The sequence below is a fragment of the Marinomonas profundimaris genome (assembly GCF_000508165.1).
Lineage (GTDB): Bacteria > Pseudomonadota > Gammaproteobacteria > Pseudomonadales > Marinomonadaceae > Marinomonas > Marinomonas profundimaris.
This window is the reverse complement of the sequence record NZ_AYOZ01000034.1, coordinates 233,322-252,862: the sequence shown is the minus strand read 5'-3', so window position 1 is coordinate 252,862 and position 19,541 is coordinate 233,322. Positions and strand designations below refer to the sequence as shown.

Here is a 19,541-nt window from a genome sequence, read left to right as displayed (position 1 = left end):
TTTGATGCTCCTTGAATGGAAGGAGTCTATAGTGTTGTATTATATATCAGGTTTGGTGTTTTTTGCCTGTCAAACTGGAACATGAACTCTCATTGGGAAAGGATTAATGTCTAGAAAATTTACTTTTGGGTTTGCAGCGTTGATTCTTACGTTACTAATGGGAATGACTAGCACTGTACAGGCAAAAACGAATGAGAAAGCGCGCCTGTCCAATATGGCTGAGTTGTTTGGTTTACCACTGAATGATTTGAGCTTGTCTCGTTTAAAAAGGCAGCTTGAGAGTATGGGGTTGAGTAGTTACCCGTCTTATCGAGATGGCGAAATGAGTTACAGCTTAGGGCCAGAAGGTATTTTGGGCGTTACTAACTTAACGGTTTTTTCGAATACGTCTGGTTATGTACGCCAAGCATTATTATCGGGCGTTGTAGAAAGTAACGAGAAGCGAAAAGCGTTAGGAGCCTTGTTAGAGAAAAAATACGGTGAGCCGACAGAAGGGCATTTGAATCAGGGTATTGGCCGCTCAACTTGGTTGTTTAAGGACGGAACATTGATCGAATTTCAAAATAGCACGTACGATGTGTCCATTATGTATGTTGATGAGCACCCAAAAGTGGTGAATCGATCTGGTAAAATAGATGTTGAAGCCTTGTCTCGAAAAAATCAGTAGCGTTGTATTTTTAAACGGTAGTAGTTAATTATTTATGTTTGTTTTGGATTTAAATCTTCGTCTAGCGCACCTTATTCAGCCACACCTTAATGATATTTCTCTGGCTTTAGTGGCGACTTGCTTAGTGGTATACGGCGATAAAGTGAATGGGTATCTCAAAAAACTGGTTGCTTCTTGGGTGTTTATTGCTCGAGTAGTGGCGTTTATTTTGATGTGTACATTTGGTTATGGGTTGTTAACGTTGTGGAGTCAGCCTTTAGTATATTGGGGAATTACTCGCGTTGATTTCGTTTATCGTCCGGCTTTGGTGTTTGCTTGTTTTTGTTTTTTAGGTGTTTTGGCGGAAAGAAAGCGACATTTATAAAATAATTCATGAAAGTTCCTGTCAGTTTACGTTGCCAAATTACAACATAATCATTCGATTTATGCGGATGCACCGTTTGATTCTATGATTATGTAGTAAAGTTTCTAACCCTTTCTTGTTATTTCGTTATTTCTATAAAAAAAGACACTAAATACCCGATTTTAAAGGTTTTTTGTAGTCTTCTTACAATTTGTTTTTGTCTAATCCAGTCGTTAGACTGCGCCCATATTGATATAACAACGTCTTTTTTCGGGGGCAGAAAATGACAAGCACTTGGTTACAAACACTTTCGCAAGCAGAATCAATGATTCCTCTTTTGGGTAAGCTGGGTCGTGAAAAATCGATTAAAGTTCAATTGGCAGGAAACACCTTAATGGCAGATTCTGTCACTGGGTTGATGGCGGCTTTTGATTCGTATCCAGAGTTAGATCTTGCGCAAGTCTATCAAGTGTTGGAGCAGGTTCTGGCGAGCGACAATTCTCACACGACCATCGAACTGGAATCGCTTATCGCTGAAGCGGATGTTGCTTCTGTCTTGGCGGCAGCCCCTAAAACGGGCAGTGAAACACCGGTTGTGTTGTATGGTTTTGGCCGTATCGGTCGTTTGCTTGCTCGTCGTATGTGTTCGTTGGGTCATACTACTCCGGGCATGGCCTTGGCGGCGATTGTGGTTCGTAAGGCGTGTGATGATGATCTTACAAAACGTGCAAGCTTGTTGAAATACGATTCGGTTCATGGCGTTTACGATGGTTTGGTAAAGGTCGATGAAGCCAATCAATCATTGATTATTAATGGCTCTCCTGTGAAAGTGATTTATGCCTCAGATCCTGCAGAAGTCGATTATCAAGCGTATGGCATCGATAATGCGTTGCTTGTGGATAATACTGGTCGCTGGCGTGATCATGACGGTTTGAGTGTTCACTTGAATCGTCCTGGTATCGAACGTGTTGTCTTAACGGCGCCCGGCAAAGAAATGAAAAACATTGTGTTTGGTGTCAATGACAATGACGTTACCGAAGACGATCGCATTGTCTCTGCGGCGTCTTGTACCACTAATGCGATTACACCCATTTTGTCTGTTCTTGAAGAGAAGTACGGCATTGTGTCGGGTCATGTTGAAACCGTTCACGCTTATACGAATGATCAGAACTTAATCGATAATATTCACAAAGGTGATCGTCGTGGTCGTGCGGCTGGCATGAACATGGTGATGACAGAAACGGGCGCGGCGAAAGCGGTTTCTAAAGCCATTCCTTCTTTGGAAGGGAAGTTGAGCGGCAGCGCGATTCGAGTGCCAGTGATTAATGTTTCGATTGCAGTATTGAGTCTGAATTTGAAATCCGCCACATCGGTTGATGACATTAATCAGCTGTTGAAAAATGCATCAAACAGCGCTGAATTAACCGGTCAAATTGGCTACAGCGACGGCGCCGATGCAGTAAGTTCTGATTTCATTGGCTCTCAGCAAGCTGGCATATTGGATTCCTTGTCAACGAAAGTGCGTGGCAATCAAGCGATCTTGTATGTATGGTACGACAATGAATACGGCTACAGCTGTCAGGTTGTTCGCTTGATGGAGAAATTGGCTCAGGCTAATTTAAAAAAGGCGGTGTTGCTTGAGGATCAAGCGGCGTAAACCGTGTTGAATACAGAGAATACTGTCTTGAACGGCGGCCTTAGGGTCGCCGTTTTTCGTTGTGATGAGATGCACTATTCAGATGTTCGTTGGTTTGAATGCGAGACGTTGAATTTTGGATAAAAAAAAGCCGGACAAGGTCCGGCTTCAACAAAAGTAACTAGCAATTGAGAATAACACCACACTGTGGGGAATGATGCTATTCGCCTAAAACATGACTGTGGGACACATTTTAGGAGTAATACAGTTAGGGCTGTATTGATAAATATTAGGTCGCTGTTAAACCTAAGAGATGTGGCTATTCTAGCTTTTTGGAATCAGGTGACAAACGATATAAATTGATTTGTTGGATTAGTATAATTAATGCAAAATAGATCGATGTTTTCTAATGACGACTATTTTCAACTCGATAAACAGCAAACTGGCTGCTTATGATTGTTTAAACGGTAGAAAATGGTCATATTTTAAGCGTTTTTGTCTTTAGATTATTTTCTTATTTCTTGGTTGTTCAATTTTGCAGTAGCTGAGCTCGTCTTATGGTGATTATGTTATGAAATCTATTCCCTTGTCTGGATTAGGCACGTTTTCCATTGCCGCGCGTCATTTGAGTTTTACGAAAGCCGCACAGGAAATGCACCTCACACAAGGTGCGATTAGTCAGCAAATTCGACAACTAGAAGAGCGATTAGGCCTGACATTGTTCATTCGTTATCACCGTCGATTGGAATTAACGGTCGCGGGTGCGCGTTTGGCGGTTCAGCTAAATCACAGTTTTAATGAGATCAATGAGTTGGTTTCAGAATTACAAGAAGAAGAAACCTCTAATATTCTAACGGTTTCTGTGATGCCTTCGTTTGCGACAAAATGGCTGATTCCTCGATTGGGGAGTTTGCAAGAAGCGTACCCTGATTTACAGCTTAGAATTCAAGCGAATGATCGAGAGGTAAATTTTCAGCGAGACCGAATTGATGTCGCGATCGTGCACAGCCACGTTCATGGTACAAAAGGGAATATTGTCCCCTTGATGAAAGATAAGGTGTTTCCAGTGTGCAGTCCGGCATTTGCCGCATCGCGATTGTTGGTAGAGCCGAATCAATTGGCTCAGGTACCATTATTGAATGATGACTCGGAGTGGCGCTTTACCAGTCCGTATGCGGAATGGGAGCGCTGGTTATTATTAGCTAATGCCAAAGGCGTCAAACCGTCTCGCGGTATCAGTTTTAATCGAGGTGATTTGGCGGTTCAAGCTGCGATTGCAGGTCAGGGTGTTGCTTTAGGAAGAACACCTTTGGTTATGGATGATATTCAGTATGGACGCTTAGTGATGCCTTTTTCTCACGTATTGGATGAAGGTCATGCTTATTTGTTTGCTTGCCCTGACATGCAGCGACAACGAGAGCCAGTACAACAATTACTTAAGTGGTTAGTGGAAGAATGCTATCGCTACTCTCCAGAAGACACTCTGACTACGCCAGATGAGTTGCTCTGATAAAAAGGACGAATCAGTTATCGAGTAGCAGTTTTACCGAAATGGCCAAGCACATAATAATCACCATAGGGCGAATAAGCTTCGCGCCTTTGGTGATGACCAAACGTGAGCCAATTTGCGCACCAAACCATTGTCCTATTCCCATCACGATGCCTAACATCCAAATAAGATGACCGCTAAATGCAAACATAGCGAGTGACGCCAAGTTACTGGTCGCGTTGAGTACTTTTGTATGAGCCGTTGCGGAAACCACCGTTAATCCCATTAAGCATAAATACGCCGTAGAAAAGAACGCGCCAGTTCCAGGACCAATTAAACCATCATAAAACCCGATGCTCGTGCCGATGATCACGGCGAACTGTATATGTGTAAGGGAAAATCTGCTGGCAATATAAGGTTGAACTTTTGGTAAAAAGAAAAAGAAAATCGCGACGGCGATTAAAATAATTGGCACGGCTTTTAGTAATAAACGGCTGTCTAAATACGAGACCAATAACGTGCCAAAAATTGCACCGATGGCTGTCATAACAATAGGCAGCCACATGTCAGAAAGCTTAACTTGGCCTTTTTTGATAAAGTGGTAAGAAGCGGAAACGGTCCCCGCACAGCCTTGTAATTTGTTGGTGGCTAACGCTTCGGCTGGTGATAAGCCTGCCGCTAATAGAACCGGTACAGTAATGAGTCCACCGCCGCCTGCAATAGCATCAATGACCCCTGCGAAAAAAGCCGCTGCGAAGAGGGCAAGATAGACCCAAAGCGAAATATCGAAAAAGACAAAATCCATTGTGTGTTGCTTCCTATTAAATGAAGGCGAGAGGGGCGTTTTAGTAGACCAAAAAAAGCCCACCTAGACAATCGTTTAGGTGGGCTATTGAGCGCTAATTTAATGGTTAACCAAAATGAATCGTTACACTTTTTCCTGTAAATAACCTTCTAATGTGGTGATTTGGTCTGGCGTAAACTCCAGACCCAGCTTAGTGCGGCGCCATAAAATGTCTTCCGCTGTACGAGCCCATTCATGGTTTATTAAGTAATCCACTTCGACTTGATAAAGCTGATTACCAAAATGCTGGCCAAGCGCTTCTTCTGAATTCACTTTGTTCAGTAACGTGTGGGTGAGCGTTCCATAGCTGTTGGCAAAACGGTGCGCAAGGTGTGCACCGATAAACGGGTAATCTTGCTGAAGCTTCATGGCGAAGGCATCCAACGGCATGCCTAAATCACCACCAGGTAATGGTTTACTGTGTGTCCATTCGTCCCCAAGCTTATCGAAATACGGTTCGAGTTTATGCATCGCGGAGAGCGCCAGTTTTCGGTATGTGGTGATTTTACCGCCAAAGATGCTTAGCAGTGGTGCTTTGTGATTTTGATCGTTTAAATGCAAGGTATAATCGCGAGTCACGGCCGATGGGTCAGAAGACTCGTCTTCTAATAAAGGACGAACGCCAGAGTAACTCCACACCACGTCAGCAGGAGAAAGTGTCTTTTTGAAGTGGTCGTTCGCGACTTTTAGAATATAGTGTGTTTCTTCTTCGGTAATCGCGACATCATTAGGGTCACCTTTGTATTCAACATCGGTTGTGCCTAATAGCGTGTAATGTTCACGATAAGGGATCGCGAACACGATGCGCTTATCGGTATTTTGCATAATAAACGCGTTAGCGTGTTGATAAAGCTTAGGCACTACGATGTGACTGCCTTTAATCATGCGAATGCCGTAAGGCGCTTTTTGTTCCAGTTTCGTTTCAATGAACGACGATACCCAAGGCCCAGCGGCATTGACTAAGGCTTTGGCCGTTATTTCATGTATTTCATTAGTAATTTGGTCTTCGAGTTGGATCTTCCATTGACCATCAATCCGTTTGGCAGAGGTACAGCGCGTTCTAGCAAAAATAATGGCGCCGTTTTGTTGTGCGCTTAGGGCGTTGGTCACCACTAAGCGAGCATCGTCGACCCAGCAGTCCGAGTATTCAAAGCCTTGAGTAATGTCGTCTTTCAGTGGGCTGTCTGCGCGATACTTCACGCCTTTTGAGCCGAGTAAGGTTTCTCGCTTGCCTAAATTATCGTAAAGAAACAAACCAATGCGGATTAACCAAGCAGGCCGTAAGTGTGGTCTATGCGGCATTTGAAAGCGCATTGGCGTGACAAGATGCGGCGCGACTTTCAGTAAGACTTCACGCTCTGTTAACGCTTCTCTTACTAGTCGAAACTCATAATGCTCTAGGTATCTTAACCCGCCATGAATCAGCTTACTGCTGGATGATGATGTCGCATGAGCCAAATCTCCCATTTCACAAAGGCCAACATTGAGGCCTCGTCCAGCCGCATCGGCGGCGATTCCTGTGCCGTTGATTCCGCCACCAACTACAAATAGGTCAAAATGGGAGTGATTCATGCAAAGCCTCACGGTTGTATTGCGAATTTGTATGTTCGAAAGTGAACATTGTTTTTCGATATTAAACCTCTACGTGGCTGATGACAACATTGCTTTGTGAAGTTTTGGTGAAAAAATGATCTTATTTATGAATGGGGTTGGCAGAAGAGTGAAGTGTTACCTTGAAAGGAACCTGCCCAAGGGTTACTTGGGCGTGCAAAGTTCTAGGCGTACTTTGTGTTCTTTCATGAGTTTTATGATGGCTTTTGGTGGTTGTTCGTCGGTGAAAAGGCGGTCGACTTGGGTGATGTTTCCCAATCGAACAACGGCATTACGTCCAAATTTTGCACTGTCGGCGGCCAGAAATACGGTACGAGAATTGTGGATGATGCTTTGGGCAACTCGCACCTCTTGGTAATCGTAATCTAAAAGAGAGCCGTCATTTGGGTCGATGCCGCTGATGCCGACAATGCCAAAGTCCACTCTAAACTGGTTGATAAAATCGATGGTGGCTTCGCCCATTACGCCACCGTCACGGGAACGAACCGTACCGCCAGCAATAATAACGGTAAAATCTTCTTTTCCACTCAAAATAGCCGCTACATTGAGATTGTTGGTAATGACTTGCAGGCCTTTGTGGTTTAAAAGTGCGCGTGCAACGGTTTCGGTTGTTGTACCTATGTTGATAAATAGAGACGCGTGATTGGGGATTTCAGCTGCGATTCGCTGGGCAATTTGTTCTTTTGCTGGCAGCTGTAGAATCTGTCGAGTGGCATACGCGACGTTCGTTGTGCTGGAATCGTAACTGGCTCCGCCGTGGTGGCGACGTATTTGATCGGCTTTGGCCAGTTCATTGATGTCTCTTCGAATGGTTTGTGGCGTCACAGAAAATTGACTGGCCAATTCATCGATTGTCACATAACCCTTTTCTTTTACTATGGCGACAATGTTGTCTTGGCGAGAGAGTTGACCCATATTGTTTTCTTCTCCTGAAAAAGGTTACTGCTTGCTAAACAAGTGTGCATTGGTCTTTAATATGGAATATTCGCATTTGAATATTCATGTTCAAAAAACAAAACAACAATTAAGTCGCTCACGTGTTGAGGGACTGTGGTTCGAAAGAGAATTCACTATGACGCATTATATTCTTGCTATTGATCAAGGCACTACCAGTTCTCGCGCTATTTTATTTGACGAAAAAGGCACACGTGTCGGTCAATCCCAGCAAGAGTTCCCACAAATATTTCCAAATGACGGTTGGGTTGAGCATGATCCAGAAGATATTTGGTCGTCTACGTTAGCGGTTTGTCGATCTGTTTTAAAGGATACAGGGATCGATGCGCAAGCGATAGCGACCATAGGGATCACAAACCAGCGTGAAACGACCATTTTATGGGATACGGAAACGGGTAAGCCGGTCTATAACGCAATTGTATGGCAAGACCGTCGAACGAGTGAATTCTGCCAGTCCTTAAGCGCTCAGGGGTTGGGTGAAAAAGTTCAAGAGAAAACAGGCTTGTTAATTGACCCGTATTTTTCAGCCACTAAGATTCGCTGGATTCTCGATAACGTTGAAGGTGCGCGTGAAAAAGCGCAAGCAGGAAAGTTAGCCTTTGGCACCGTTGACAGCTTTTTATTGTGGCGGTTAACCAATGGGAAATCCCATAAAACCGATGCAACTAATGCGGCTCGTACCATGGCGTTCAATATACATACACAAGAATGGGACGATGAACTGATTCAATTGTTGGGCATCGGTGACGTTTTGTTTCCTGAAGTCATGGATTGCAGTGCGGATTTTGGTGTGATTGACGCGTCTTGGTTAGGGGCGGAAATTCCAGTTAATGGCATCGCTGGTGATCAGCAAGCGGCCTTGGTCGGTCAAGCATGTTTTACACCTGGGATGGTGAAAAGTACCTATGGAACAGGCTGCTTTATGATTTTGAATACAGGCGATGTGGCCATTCGTTCTGAGCATAAATTACTGACGACGGTTGGTTATCGTTTGAATGGTAAAGTGACTTACGCTTTAGAGGGCAGTATTTTTGTTGCTGGCGCGGCTATTCAGTGGCTTCGCGATGGCCTGAAGCTGTTTGCGGACGCCAAAGAAACACAAAGCCTGGCAAAAAAAGCATTGAATGATGATTCGGTATACCTTGTGCCAGCGTTCACTGGATTGGGTGCGCCGTACTGGGATCCAGATGCCCGTGGCGCCATGATAGGCCTTACTCGTGACACCAGTGTGGAAGATATTGTAAGTGCGGGTTTGCGTTCTGTGTGTTATCAAACAAGGGATCTAGTCGGGGCGATGGCGCAAGATGGCGCAACATTTAGTTCATTGCGTGTCGATGGTGGAATGGTAATAAACGACGTAATGGTGCAATTCTTAAGTGATTTGTTAGAAATTACGGTAGAGCGTCCTTGTGTGACCGAAACGACCGCGTTGGGTGTGGCGTTTTTAGCGGGTTTGCATGTTGGTCTTTATCATTCTTTGGACGACGTGATGGCGTTATGGAAAGCGGATAAACGTTTTGAGCCGGCGATGGAAAAGGGCACGGGAGACAAATTGTATCAAGGTTGGCAAAAAGCGGTAGACCGCGTTCGAACGCGTGAGTAAGTTTTTACGTTTTAATACACGCTATGGCTTGTGCGATAAGGTAAATTTGTCTAACTTTAATAGCAGGTGTTTCTTTTTAAAAAGGTTTAGAAAATGTCAAAGCAGTATGCTGAAGTGCAAGAAGATGATTTTATGAAGTTTGGCGGCGACCGTCCAAGCTATCTGGAGATTGAAGATGCGTTAATGGCGCTAGGTGGTCATGGCGTTAACGGTAACAATTTCAAAAATGAAATGGTGAAATTGGCGGGTTGGACAGGTGGTGCATTAACAACTTACGCGCAGCGTGCGTCTGTTGCGCAGAATGCGTTTAACCGTATTCGTGGCGTGCTTCCTAAAGCGTCAACATCCGATGAACTCAGAGCGTTACTGAATAGCTTAAAATAAGCATTTAGCATTTAAAAAAAGGGGCAACATAATGTTGCCCCTTTTTTGTTTTATTCTGCGTCGGCGATGGCCCTGACATCGTATTCTTCATCTAGAATGCGACCAATCACATTGTTGCCAGCAAGATGATGTGCGTATTGCATGTGCAGGCATCGTACTTTATCCCAGTTTGCAATGCCGCCAATGCCCAATTTATCGAACAGAGGCTTGAAACCTTTCTCTTCAATGATGGCTTTGTGTTCATCACTCATCACTTCCCAGCGTCTCGCAATATAATCGCGATGAGAAGCGTGATGTGCTTCTCTTAATTCTGGGTCGTCTTTAATGCGTTGTTCCAGTTCTTTTACAACACCGTGGCTTTCTATTCTTGCCAACGCTTTGTCTATTGCTTTACTAGAAAGCCAATACAGCGTTGGAAAGGGCTGATCAAACACCCATGTTTCCATCTCTAATACTTGAGGCGTTCCGTTGGGAGAATAATGAGCAATGGCATTGATGCCGTTAGGCTTACGGCCAAGTTGAGCGGCGATGATGTCAAAATCACGCTGAGAAAGTGTGTTTTTCATAGAGTCTTATTAAATAGGGAGGTTAAAGCGTGAATGCAGGAAAGCTAGCGGCAAATTTTTGTATCCATTCGGCAGCGGCTTCGTTGTAATTAAGTCGTCGACCTTCTGTTTTTGCTTTACGTCGATAGTGTTCTATCTGAGAGAGCTGTTCAATCATGCGAACACAATAACACTCTTCATTGGTAGGGAATTCAATAGCAATACGATAACCGTCAGCTTCTTGGTTACACCATACCACACGGCCAGAGACGCAAAAATTTGGGTCTATTTCTTCCAGTGTGATTCTTACCGAGCGTCCATTATCAAATGGACGAAGGGAGACATATGTAATACCGACAAACCCAGCTCTTTCTTCGTTAACCGGAGGAAAAGGCTGATCTTCTATTAGAGTGATTTCTAACGGAAGGTCTCTCGGATGTGCAACAAATTCCATCGCAACAAGCCAGCTACTAATTTAGATAATTATGTTATCGGCCAAGGAAGCCGAGTGTTTAAAAAAGAATGCGAATTGTACGCTTTTTGCTCTGTCTGTACAGACGAATATTAAGATGTTCATCCTTAAATTCATAACTTTTACTTATATGTCGAAACGCCAGATTTAGGCTTTTCGTTTTGCCTGTCTTACTACCTTAAAACAGCTTAGATCAGTTTGTCTATGGTTGGCAAAGTTTCCCTAACGCTTTAAGTGCTGCATCGGTTTTATTATCCCAAGTTAATGCGTAATTTAATCGAAAATGATGACTAAATTGCGCCGTCAAACTAAAGGCAAGACCGGGTAATAAGCCAATGTCATTTTCCAGAGCTTGAGCGTGAAGCGTCATGGCGTTTACGTGGTCTGGCAAAGTGACCCAGAGTAAAAAACCGCCTTTAGGGGATGATGTCTCGGTGCCTGCTGGAAAGTGCTCTTGGATTAAGGCTTGGCAACGAGCCAAGTTATCCTGATACGCCAACCGAGTTTTTCGTAAGTGGCGATCATAGGCGCCGTTTTCCAAAAAATTGGCGATGGCGGTTTGCGTTAACGTCGGAATCGCCAAGGATTGAACGTAAGCATAATGTTCAATTTGTGGCTGAAAGCGTCCACCAACAACCCACCCAATACGGAACCCCGGCGCGATACTTTTAGAGAAAGAGCTGCAGTAAATCACAGTGTTGTGTTTGTCGTCGGCTTTGAGCGCGCGTTCGCGCTTGTCTTTGTAGCTCAGTTCGCCGTACACGTCGTCTTCAATCAGAGTGAAGTCATGTTCTACGGATTGACCGATGATGCGCTGTCTGGATGGATGGCTGAGTGTGGCGCCAATGGGGTTCTGATTATTTGGGGTGACTATGCAGGCTTTAATGTCCCATTCCGTGGCGGCTTTTTCTAATAAGTCCAGATCGATGCCGTGTTCAGCAGAGCAAGGAATTTCGATGGCTTTTAGGTTGAGTACTTCAATGGCTTGTAGAACGCCATGATAAGCAGGGCTTTCTATGGCAATGGTGTCGCCGGCTTTTGCAACGGCCTGTAATGAAAGCATTAAAGCATTCTGGCAGCCTAATGTGATGGTGATGTCATCGGGTTGCAATTGACAGCCACTGTCGAGCATGCGAATGGCGATTTGGCGACGTAAGCTGAGTGAGCCCGGGGTAAATTCATAGGCCGCACAGATCTCAGGCTCCAAGCGCATGAGTCGACCAACAGAACGCTGTAATTGTCGAATGGGCAGAAACTGACTTTTCGGAATGGCGGCGCCAAATTGAATAATATTCTCGTCTTGTGATGCGTGCAGAAGACGCCTTAATAACGCATGAATAGTGCCGTCATTTTTAGTCGGTTCAATTTTGATGCGTTCTGATGGTTGTAATTGGTGTTCTTGAACGAAATACCCTTTTTGTGGACGGGCTTTGATGACGCCTCGGTCTTCCAGCAAACTGTAGGCTTGGAGCACGGTGGCGACACTGACTTCCATTTGTTTGCTGGATTTTCGTACGGATGGAATTTTTGCACCTGGTAAGAAAATACCTTCATGAACTTGGTGTTCAATTTGGTTGGCAATTTTTTCGTATAAGGGGCAATCCATAAAGTGCAAGTCGAGTTCAGAAAGAGAACCCCAATTTACCAGATTGGCGGGTTGAAAGAAATCTATGTGGTTTATGTGGTGTGACGTTCATGGATTTGTTTTTGCGGGTATTTGACGTTGAGGGTACGGCATTGTTTGTCAATAAAGTGTTATTGTTTTCCTGTATGATTGGTTAGTTTTCCGTGAAAATAAGCATTTCTATGTCAATATGAGTGCTTTTCGATAATGTGAGCACAAAGAAAATATCACGTGGGTTTTAATTTAGAGGTCGATTATGTCGTTGTCTGTTATTCAAAGGATTTTATTTGGTTTTGGTGTTTTATTGCTGCTGTTAGTAATGATCGCTGCGTCTGGTTTTGTCGGCATTAACAAAATTGAAGACCGTCTAAATGTTGTTACAGGAAGAGTCGCGACAATTTCGTCTACGAGTAATGCGTTAAAAGACGATTTAAGCCTATCGAATGCCGCCGTTTTACAATATTTACTGAGTAAAACACCGGACTCATTAGAAACGCTTTCAGAAGCTTTTTCACTTCATAAACAAGAGTTTATTGATGTGTCTGAGCAACTGTCTGGTCAACTTGAAGGCCTTCCTGCAATGGAACAAGCATTGAGGGACATCAATGCAGAAGTTGAGAACTTTTTTGGTTACACCGATGTGGCCTTTTCTAATCATAAAAAAATGTTAGAACTGCAGGCGGTTGTCCCGGATGAAAAACTGGATTTAAAAGACGCCATTAATTTTGCATCGGAAGATCTAGACATGTTGCAAACCGATGGCGACACGTCTGAAATTAAGTTTGCCGCTTCCTATATGCACAGTCAAATACAGAGCTTACAAGTATCGGTAAACGATTATTTCGATGTACGTGGTTTGGATAGAATGCAGGAGTTTCGAGATGAAATGGCGACCATTATTTCGAGCCTTAAAGACAAACAGTCGTATGTGAAAGACGACAATATCAATGATTTAGTGAATGAAGTAGAGCTGGGCGTTTCTTCAGAAGAAGGCGTTGTGGCGAAACAGTATGAAAATACGCGTTTGTCTCAAGAGTCTGAAGTACTGGCGAAACAGTTGTCGGACAGCATGGAAGCCGTGAACGCTTCCGTGGAACAACTTTTGTCTGAAACCGAAAAAATGAGCCGCGAGGCCAAAAGTGAAGCCAGTGCCGCCGCGTCATTGTCCACATTGATTATAGAAATCGTATTGGTGGTTTCTATTGTGATTGCTGTGCTGGTGGCGTTGTGGGTTAGTCGAAGCATTCGTCTTCCATTAAAAGAAGTGATGAATGTGTTAGGCAAAATTGCGGATGGCGATTTCACGCAGCGCAGCGCGGTGAAAACCAAAGACGAATTTGGCGAATTATCCGGTTGGGTTAATGGCTTGGTGGCGAAATTACAAAACGTGATGGCGGACATCGATAAAGTGTCGAATGACGTTGCAGAATCGGCCGCAAGTAATGTGCGTTTGGCCGCCGAATCAAAACGCTTGATGGGCGCTCAGAATGATAGAACGACAGAAGTCGCGTCGTCTATGACAGAAATGGTGGCGGCGGTAGATCAAGTGGCCAAAAGTTCAGAAGTGATTCTGCACCAAATTCAATCTGTCGACCAACGAGCCAATCAGAATCGCTCGTTGATGGACTCGAATATTAAGCAAATAGAACGACTCCTTTCAAAAATTGAAGAATCGACCACGGTCGTTAATCAGCTCGATGAACACTCCAAAAACATTGATCGCATATTAGATGTTATCCAAGAAATCGCTGAACAAACCAACTTATTGGCGCTTAATGCGGCGATTGAAGCGGCACGTGCTGGCGAACAAGGTCGTGGATTTTCTGTGGTGGCGGATGAGGTCCGTACCTTAGCAACGCGAACGCACAGCTCTACCGAAGAAATCCAACAAGTCATTATTCAGTTACAGCAAGGCGTGACAAAAACGGTAGACAGTATGGCGGAAAGCCGTAAGAGCGCGAATACCAGTGCAGAAGAAGCTCGTACCGTTGGCTTGTCATTGGCAGAATTGCAAAGCAGCATGGAAGAAATTCGAGACTTGAGCACGCAAATTGCGGCAGCAGCAGAAGAGCAGTCTGCTGTTTCGCTAGAGATAAAGCAAAATGTGTTGGAGATATCCGCGATGTCTGAAGAGGCGGCATTGGGCTCGGATCAAAGTGAGAAAGACAGTGAAGGCTTGTCGAAGTTGGCGTCTCATCAGAAGCACTTACTGAGCCAGTTTAAGATTGTTTAATGAGTTTTCTCAGGGAGATTGCGTTAAGATTGGCATAACTTAATTTCTCTGGAGAAAATCTATGTCTATTCTTGTTGGCGATATGCTGCCCCATGGTACGTTTCAAATCATGGGAGAAGAAGGGCCTGAGACGATCGATGTAACGGAGTTCTTTTCTGGAAAAACCGTATTGATGTTTGCGGTTCCTGGTGCGTTTACACCAACGTGTAGCGCCAGCCATTTACCGGGTTATGTTGTTCATTATGATGATCTAAAAGCAAAAGGCATTGATGATATTATTTGTCTTTCTGTGAACGATGTTTTTGTGATGAACGCTTGGGGTCAAGCGAACAACGCAGAGCACTTAATGATGGCGTCTGACGGCTTGGCTGAGCTGACTTGCTCTATGGGGATGGAACTAGACATCTCTGCGGCTAAAATGGGCATCCGCAGCCTTCGCTACGCTATGTTGGTTACCAACGGCATCGTGCAGGAGTTATGGCTGGATGAACCGGGCGAGTACAAAGTCAGTTCTGCTGAATATGTGTTGTCTCAGCTGTAAATCGTAAGAAAGACGGCGTATTGAATTTAAAAAACGACGCAATATGCGTCGTTTTTTTATGCCTGATATTTTTAATCATCAATAATTAGCTCAGCGCCTTAGTACCCGAATAGCGTCGGCAAGAAGGTCACCGTACTTGGAACAAAGGTGATTAATATCAAGACTGCTAATTCCACTAAGAACAACGGCATGATCTGTCTTGAAATCGCGGCGATACCGACATTGGCAATGGAATTCGAGACAAATAAGCAAATGCCCATCGGTGGTGTCACAAGGCCAATCATTAAGTTAAAAATTACCACAATACCAAAGTGAACCGGATCAATACCCAAGCTCATAGCGATAGGGTGTAGAATCGGCAGCAATATCAGCATGGCGGCGATCCCTTCAAGAAAGAGCCCCACAACCAACAAAATGACGTTGACTAGAATCAAGAACATCCACGGGCTAGACACTTGTTCTAGTACCATTTGACTTACCGTTTGAGGCACTCGAGAGAAAGTTAGTAGCCAATTTGCTGCGGCAACCACGCCGATCACAATCAATATCACAGAAGAATCGCGCATCGCTCGAATGAAGACGCGAGGCAAGTCCGATAGCTTCAAGCTCTTAAGAATGAATATACCCGCTAACAATGCGTACGCGGCGGCAAATGCCGCGGCCTCAGTTGGCGTAACGATACCCGTTAGGATAGAGCCCACAATGAAGACGGGCATGAACAAAGGAATCCACGCATCCACAAAGGCTTTTAAGCGTTCTTTGACGGACAGCTTTGCTTTTATTGGTGCGTAATGGCCCGCAAAAAAATACACGTAAACGGACAAGCCAACAGCGAGGAATAAACCTGGTGTGACACCAGCAAGGAAAAGAGCGGGAACCGACACGCCGGTGGTGATTAAAGCGTAAATAATCACCGGAATGCTGGGTGGAATCATCGGACCGATAACCGACGATGCGGCTGTTAGTGCCGCTGCAAACGCACGCGGATAGCCTTCTTTTTCCATCGTCGGAATAAACACACGACCCAGTGCCGATGTGTCCGCAACGGCAGAACCAGAAAGCCCAGCAAAAATTACCGACGCCCAAATATTGACATGAGCAAGGCCAGCGCGCATATGGCCAACTAAGGCATTTGCAAAGTTAATAATGCGGCCTGTTATACCACTTTCGTTCATTAACTCACCCGCTAGAACGAATAAGGGAATGGCCAGAATTGAAAACGAGTCCAGCCCGCTGAAAATGCGTTGTGCCACTAAACTTACATTGAATGGAAGAGTGTAAACATGACCCACAACACCCAATAAAATAGCAAAGGCAATAGGGCTACCAATCACCAAAAGAACAATAAGAATTCCGAAACCTAGCATGATTATTGTCCTTCTACGGATGATTTAGGTTGGAAATACGCGGCGAGTCGAATGAGTGCTGCAATAATAAGGCACAGGCCACCGATGACCATGGCGACTTGAAAATAATACATTTCAATGCCCGTCCCCGGCGCTTTTATGCCGCCTCGTTTCATCATGAAAAGGTAACCAGAATAGGCGATCACTCCGCCACTAATAAGGGCGATAGCGTCAGAAATAAAATGAAGAAAGTGGCGGATCTTATCGGAAACCAAATCCTCTAAAAACGTAAAACGAATATGTATGCCTTCTAAATAACACAGCGCCATGCCAAACATGGTGCCGTAAATCATGGCGTATTTCGCTACTTCTTCACTCCATTGAATCGGTGAATTTAATAAATAGCGACTCATGCTACTGACTAAAATAACGCCAAAAATAACGAATAGGGAGGTGCCAGTTAAGATGGAGAGGACTTTCTTGTAGAGGCGTTTCATGGTGATTCCGGGTTGTGACAAAGGAAAGGTGGCCGACAGAAATTAAATCGCTGTCGGCCTCCTGATTTCAAACGAATAGCTTATTGCGAGTTACTAACAACCTTTACAGACATTTGAGCACGTTCAATCCACTCTGGTTGTACCTCACCTTTCAGCCAATTGATCACGGCTGGTTGTGCAGCATCACGGAACTTCGCCATTTGGCTTGGCGTTGGAGTGGTGATCACCATGCCATTTTTAGCCAATGATTTTAGCCCTTTTGCGGAGTTGAATTGCTGTACGGCACGGCCCAATGTTCCGGCTACTTTCGCTGCGCGGTTAATGATGGCGCGATCTGCGTCGCTCAATGATTGATACAGTTCTTCATTCATTAGCAAGAAGTCTGTGCCATAGACGTGACCGTCTAGTGTTAAGTATTTTTGGAACTCATAGAATTTATTCGCTTCAATCACACTGATTGGGTTTTCTTGACCATCAACAACGCCAGTTGTTAGGGCGGATGGTACTTCAGGCCATGCGATTGGCGTTGGCTCTGCGCCCATCGCTTTTACCATTTCAACGTACAAAGGCAAAGTTTGAACGCGAATTTTCAGCCCTTTCATGTCTTTAGGTTCTGCAACCGCACGTTTTGAGTTAGTGAAGTTACGAAAGCCTGTTTCGCCATACGCTAGTGTGCGTAATCCACTTTCTTCTAGGCAATGTTGAGACAATGCTTTACCGAATTCACCATCTAATACTTCCCATGCGATTGGGGCTGATGGGAATAAGTATGGAATTTCTAGGACAGCGGCTTCTTTACAGACTTTAGCAAAAGCGCCAGACACCATGGCCATGCTAAGTGTGCCTTCTTGAGCGGATTGAACAAGGTCTGTTTCACCACCAAGCTGGCCAGAAGGGTATACATTGACTTCGATACGACCACCGGACTCAGCTTCAACGAGGTTTTTAAAGACCTCAGTAGCGGCGCCTTTTTTTGACGATGTCCAATCTTGAGGGTCAACGTGGCCAATAGTAAGAGTAAGGTCTGCTGCGCTAACGGCACTGACTGCACCCGCTGCCATTAAACCGAGGGTGATTTTTTTGGTTAGATTCATTTTTACGTCTCCAGGCTGGGATCTTAAGTGTCCCGATCGTTTTATTTTTGTATTTTCTACCCCAAGGTCGTCATGAGGTAGGCTGTCTCGTATTCGTAACCAGCGCTTTAAGCCCCTAAATAATATAGGATCATTTTAAAAATACCCTATATTTTTTCTTATGGGTACGCAACTACAGAAACCCAGTTTAGATTTCTGTTGTTTTGAACCATGAGATATGTGTTTTTAGGACTGCTTTGCCAAGCAACCGCACCAAAGTGTCGTAATTTTTGCATTTTTAGAAATGAATTTTTTATGACTCTCGTATATCGAAAAGGGAATACAAAAAACATTATCGCTAGGGGAGTTTGAAAAAAGCCATATATATCAATATGATTTTCGAAATGAAGCGTGGGAGAAAAAAGAAATGGGGTTCGATTATTCAAGAAAAATAACTCAAATGAGCAGATGTCTTATCTGTACTAAAAAACACCTATATCAAAATACAATACCCTTTCGGCTAAATTGAAATAGCCAAATTGTCCCCATGAAAGAATACTCTCAACAGATTGTGATGGAATGGCTTTATTCACTTCTGTCGCGCAGCACTTTGTTACCTTAAATAAGAATAGAGAGCAGTAACATGATTATAGATTGCCATGGACATTACACGACAACACCGCCCGGTGTTGGTGAGTACCGAGATAAGCAGAAAGCTGAGGTTGCTAAAGACCCTTCTTTTACCGGTGAAAAGGGCAAAGTCATAGTGTCGGATGACGAAATTCGTGACAGCATTATTAATAACCAGCTGCGTTTGCAACAAGAGCGAGGCACGGACCTAACCATCTTTTCTCCGCGTGCGAGTTGGATGGGACACCACATTGGCAATGAATACACGAGCCAATATTGGACGGAACATCAAAACGACTTAATTCGTCGCGTGTGTGACTTATTCCCAGAAAACTTTGCACCTGTTGCGCAATTGCCTCAATCTCCTGGTGTTGATCCTGCTAAGTCTGTCGGCGAAATTGTCCGTACCATTGAAGAAATGGGATTCCTTGGCATCAACTTGAATCCGGATCCAAGCGGCGGTTACTGGCAAGATAAGTCGTTGGGCGATCGTTCTTTTTACCCTATCTACGAAAAAATGTGTGAATACGACATTCCTGCGATGATTCACGTAAGTGCCGCTTGTAATGACTGTTTCCACACAACAGGTTCACATTATCTGGGGGCTGATACGACTGGTTTCCAACAGCTCATGATGTCGGATGTGTTTAAAGATTTCCCTGAACTGAAAATCATCATTCCACATGGTGGCGGTGCGGTGCCTTACCATTGGGGACGTTTCCGCGGCATGGCGCAAGATCAAGGTTTTGATCTGGCTGAGCGCGTGTTGAATAACGTCTACTTTGATACTTGCGTCTACCATCAGCGCGGCATTGATTTGCTATTGGACATTATTCCAACGAAAAACATCTTATTCGCTTCTGAAATGATTGGTGCCGTACGGGGTATTGACCCAGAAACGGGCCATTATTTTGATGATACTAAGCGTTACATCGATAACAACACGGCGTTGAATGCTGAGCAGAAACAAGCCATCTTTGAAGGTAATGCGCGTCGTGTCTTTTCACGATTAAAAGCGTAAGACTTTCGATTACAAGGGAATAAAAAAT

The 19,541-nt window shown here is 44.3% G+C and carries 18 protein-coding genes; 9 read left to right on the top strand and 9 right to left on the bottom strand.

All coding sequences use genetic code 11. The features are described 5' to 3' along the window. The first annotated feature begins 106 nt into the window (after nt 1-106). The 4 genes from D104_RS31975 to gcvA all read left to right on the top strand — a co-directional run bounded on the left by D104_RS31975 (nt 107) and on the right by gcvA (nt 4,156). The gene (locus D104_RS31975) at nt 107-667 is read left to right on the top strand and encodes a hypothetical protein (protein WP_024024737.1); all 561 of its coding nucleotides are present in this window, start codon (nt 107-109) and stop codon (nt 665-667) included. Nucleotides 668-701: 34 nt separating this feature from the next. After that, nucleotides 702-1,031 (top strand): DUF3392 domain-containing protein, encoded by a 330-nt coding sequence (locus D104_RS31970; protein WP_024024736.1) that lies wholly within the window; start codon nt 702-704, stop codon nt 1,029-1,031. Nucleotides 1,032-1,293: 262 nt separating this feature from the next. Continuing rightward, the gene (locus tag D104_RS31965) at nt 1,294-2,667 is read left to right on the top strand and encodes a glyceraldehyde-3-phosphate dehydrogenase (RefSeq protein WP_024024735.1); all 1,374 of its coding nucleotides are present in this window, start codon (nt 1,294-1,296) and stop codon (nt 2,665-2,667) included. 550 nt (nt 2,668-3,217) lie between these two features. Further along, nucleotides 3,218-4,156, top strand: coding sequence for a transcriptional regulator GcvA (gene gcvA, locus D104_RS31960; protein ID WP_024024734.1), 939 nt, complete (start codon nt 3,218-3,220; stop codon nt 4,154-4,156). A gap of 13 nt (nt 4,157-4,169) precedes the next feature. Here the strand turns inward: gcvA and D104_RS31955 are convergent, their stop codons facing one another. The 3 genes from D104_RS31955 to D104_RS31945 form a co-directional block, all read right to left on the bottom strand. Continuing rightward, entirely contained in the window at nt 4,170-4,940 is a 771-nt protein-coding gene (locus tag D104_RS31955; protein ID WP_024024733.1) for a TSUP family transporter, read from the bottom strand. Between the two features lie 123 nt (nt 4,941-5,063). Beyond that, entirely contained in the window at nt 5,064-6,551 is a 1,488-nt protein-coding gene (gene glpD, locus D104_RS31950) for a glycerol-3-phosphate dehydrogenase (RefSeq protein WP_024024732.1), read from the bottom strand. Between the two features lie 183 nt (nt 6,552-6,734). Continuing rightward, nucleotides 6,735-7,505: a DeoR/GlpR family transcriptional regulator gene (locus D104_RS31945; RefSeq protein ID WP_024024730.1), complete on the bottom strand. Its 771-nt coding sequence runs from the start codon at nt 7,503-7,505 to the stop codon at nt 6,735-6,737. Nucleotides 7,506-7,662: 157 nt separating this feature from the next. Between D104_RS31945 and glpK the strand changes: the two genes are divergently transcribed. After that, on the top strand, nt 7,663-9,147 hold the full coding sequence (glpK, locus tag D104_RS31940) for a glycerol kinase GlpK (RefSeq protein ID WP_024024729.1): 1,485 nt from the start codon (nt 7,663-7,665) through the stop codon (nt 9,145-9,147). Between the two features lie 93 nt (nt 9,148-9,240). Continuing rightward, on the top strand, nt 9,241-9,531 hold the full coding sequence (locus tag D104_RS31935; RefSeq protein ID WP_024024728.1) for a hypothetical protein: 291 nt from the start codon (nt 9,241-9,243) through the stop codon (nt 9,529-9,531). A 50-nt stretch (nt 9,532-9,581) separates the two neighbouring features. Here D104_RS31935 and D104_RS31930 read toward each other — a convergent pair whose 3' ends face one another. From D104_RS31930 to D104_RS31920, 3 genes are all read right to left on the bottom strand, one after another. Beyond that, nucleotides 9,582-10,097: a DUF501 domain-containing protein gene (locus tag D104_RS31930; protein ID WP_024024727.1), complete on the bottom strand. Its 516-nt coding sequence runs from the start codon at nt 10,095-10,097 to the stop codon at nt 9,582-9,584. A gap of 22 nt (nt 10,098-10,119) precedes the next feature. Further along, complete coding sequence (locus D104_RS31925) at nt 10,120-10,530, bottom strand: PilZ domain-containing protein (protein ID WP_024024726.1); 411 nt, start codon at nt 10,528-10,530, stop codon at nt 10,120-10,122. Nucleotides 10,531-10,750: 220 nt separating this feature from the next. Continuing rightward, complete coding sequence (locus D104_RS31920; protein WP_024024725.1) at nt 10,751-12,154, bottom strand: aminotransferase-like domain-containing protein; 1,404 nt, start codon at nt 12,152-12,154, stop codon at nt 10,751-10,753. Between the two features lie 274 nt (nt 12,155-12,428). Between D104_RS31920 and D104_RS31915 the strand changes: the two genes are divergently transcribed. Next, on the top strand, nt 12,429-14,405 hold the full coding sequence (locus D104_RS31915; protein ID WP_024024724.1) for a methyl-accepting chemotaxis protein: 1,977 nt from the start codon (nt 12,429-12,431) through the stop codon (nt 14,403-14,405). 61 nt (nt 14,406-14,466) lie between these two features. Then, the gene (locus tag D104_RS31910) at nt 14,467-14,946 is read left to right on the top strand and encodes a peroxiredoxin (RefSeq protein WP_024024723.1); all 480 of its coding nucleotides are present in this window, start codon (nt 14,467-14,469) and stop codon (nt 14,944-14,946) included. 98 nt (nt 14,947-15,044) lie between these two features. Here D104_RS31910 and D104_RS31905 read toward each other — a convergent pair whose 3' ends face one another. The 3 genes from D104_RS31905 to D104_RS31895 form a co-directional block, all read right to left on the bottom strand. Further along, nucleotides 15,045-16,313, bottom strand: a complete 1,269-nt coding sequence (locus tag D104_RS31905) for a TRAP transporter large permease (protein WP_024024722.1) — start codon at nt 16,311-16,313, stop codon at nt 15,045-15,047. 2 nt (nt 16,314-16,315) lie between these two features. Then, nucleotides 16,316-16,789, bottom strand: a complete 474-nt coding sequence (locus D104_RS31900) for a TRAP transporter small permease (RefSeq protein ID WP_024024721.1) — start codon at nt 16,787-16,789, stop codon at nt 16,316-16,318. An 80-nt stretch (nt 16,790-16,869) separates the two neighbouring features. Further along, nucleotides 16,870-17,883: a DctP family TRAP transporter solute-binding subunit gene (locus D104_RS31895; RefSeq protein WP_024024720.1), complete on the bottom strand. Its 1,014-nt coding sequence runs from the start codon at nt 17,881-17,883 to the stop codon at nt 16,870-16,872. Nucleotides 17,884-18,505: 622 nt separating this feature from the next. Between D104_RS31895 and D104_RS31890 the strand changes: the two genes are divergently transcribed. After that, complete coding sequence (locus D104_RS31890; protein ID WP_024024719.1) at nt 18,506-19,513, top strand: amidohydrolase family protein; 1,008 nt, start codon at nt 18,506-18,508, stop codon at nt 19,511-19,513. Nucleotides 19,514-19,541 lie beyond the last annotated feature (28 nt).

Bases quoted from the DNA above. Each gene is read 5' to 3' on its own strand.
- D104_RS31970 (WP_024024736.1), top strand. From the start codon at position 702: ATGTTTGTTTTGGATTTAAATCTTCGTCTAGCGCACCTTATTCAGCCA.
- D104_RS31930 (WP_024024727.1), bottom strand. From the start codon at position 10,097: ATGAAAAACACACTTTCTCAGCGTGATTTTGACATCATCGCCGCTCAA.
- D104_RS31905 (WP_024024722.1), bottom strand. From the start codon at position 16,313: ATGCTAGGTTTCGGAATTCTTATTGTTCTTTTGGTGATTGGTAGCCCT.
- D104_RS31895 (WP_024024720.1), bottom strand. From the start codon at position 17,883: ATGAATCTAACCAAAAAAATCACCCTCGGTTTAATGGCAGCGGGTGCA.
- D104_RS31910 (WP_024024723.1), top strand. From the start codon at position 14,467: ATGTCTATTCTTGTTGGCGATATGCTGCCCCATGGTACGTTTCAAATC.
- D104_RS31890 (WP_024024719.1), top strand. From the start codon at position 18,506: ATGATTATAGATTGCCATGGACATTACACGACAACACCGCCCGGTGTT.
- D104_RS31975 (WP_024024737.1), top strand. From the start codon at position 107: ATGTCTAGAAAATTTACTTTTGGGTTTGCAGCGTTGATTCTTACGTTA.
- D104_RS31925 (WP_024024726.1), bottom strand. From the start codon at position 10,530: ATGGAATTTGTTGCACATCCGAGAGACCTTCCGTTAGAAATCACTCTA.
- D104_RS31900 (WP_024024721.1), bottom strand. From the start codon at position 16,789: ATGAAACGCCTCTACAAGAAAGTCCTCTCCATCTTAACTGGCACCTCC.
- glpD (WP_024024732.1), bottom strand. From the start codon at position 6,551: ATGAATCACTCCCATTTTGACCTATTTGTAGTTGGTGGCGGAATCAAC.
- glpK (WP_024024729.1), top strand. From the start codon at position 7,663: ATGACGCATTATATTCTTGCTATTGATCAAGGCACTACCAGTTCTCGC.
- D104_RS31920 (WP_024024725.1), bottom strand. From the start codon at position 12,154: ATGGATTGCCCCTTATACGAAAAAATTGCCAACCAAATTGAACACCAA.
- D104_RS31965 (WP_024024735.1), top strand. From the start codon at position 1,294: ATGACAAGCACTTGGTTACAAACACTTTCGCAAGCAGAATCAATGATT.
- D104_RS31945 (WP_024024730.1), bottom strand. From the start codon at position 7,505: ATGGGTCAACTCTCTCGCCAAGACAACATTGTCGCCATAGTAAAAGAA.
- D104_RS31955 (WP_024024733.1), bottom strand. From the start codon at position 4,940: ATGGATTTTGTCTTTTTCGATATTTCGCTTTGGGTCTATCTTGCCCTC.
- gcvA (WP_024024734.1), top strand. From the start codon at position 3,218: ATGAAATCTATTCCCTTGTCTGGATTAGGCACGTTTTCCATTGCCGCG.
- D104_RS31915 (WP_024024724.1), top strand. From the start codon at position 12,429: ATGTCGTTGTCTGTTATTCAAAGGATTTTATTTGGTTTTGGTGTTTTA.
- D104_RS31935 (WP_024024728.1), top strand. From the start codon at position 9,241: ATGTCAAAGCAGTATGCTGAAGTGCAAGAAGATGATTTTATGAAGTTT.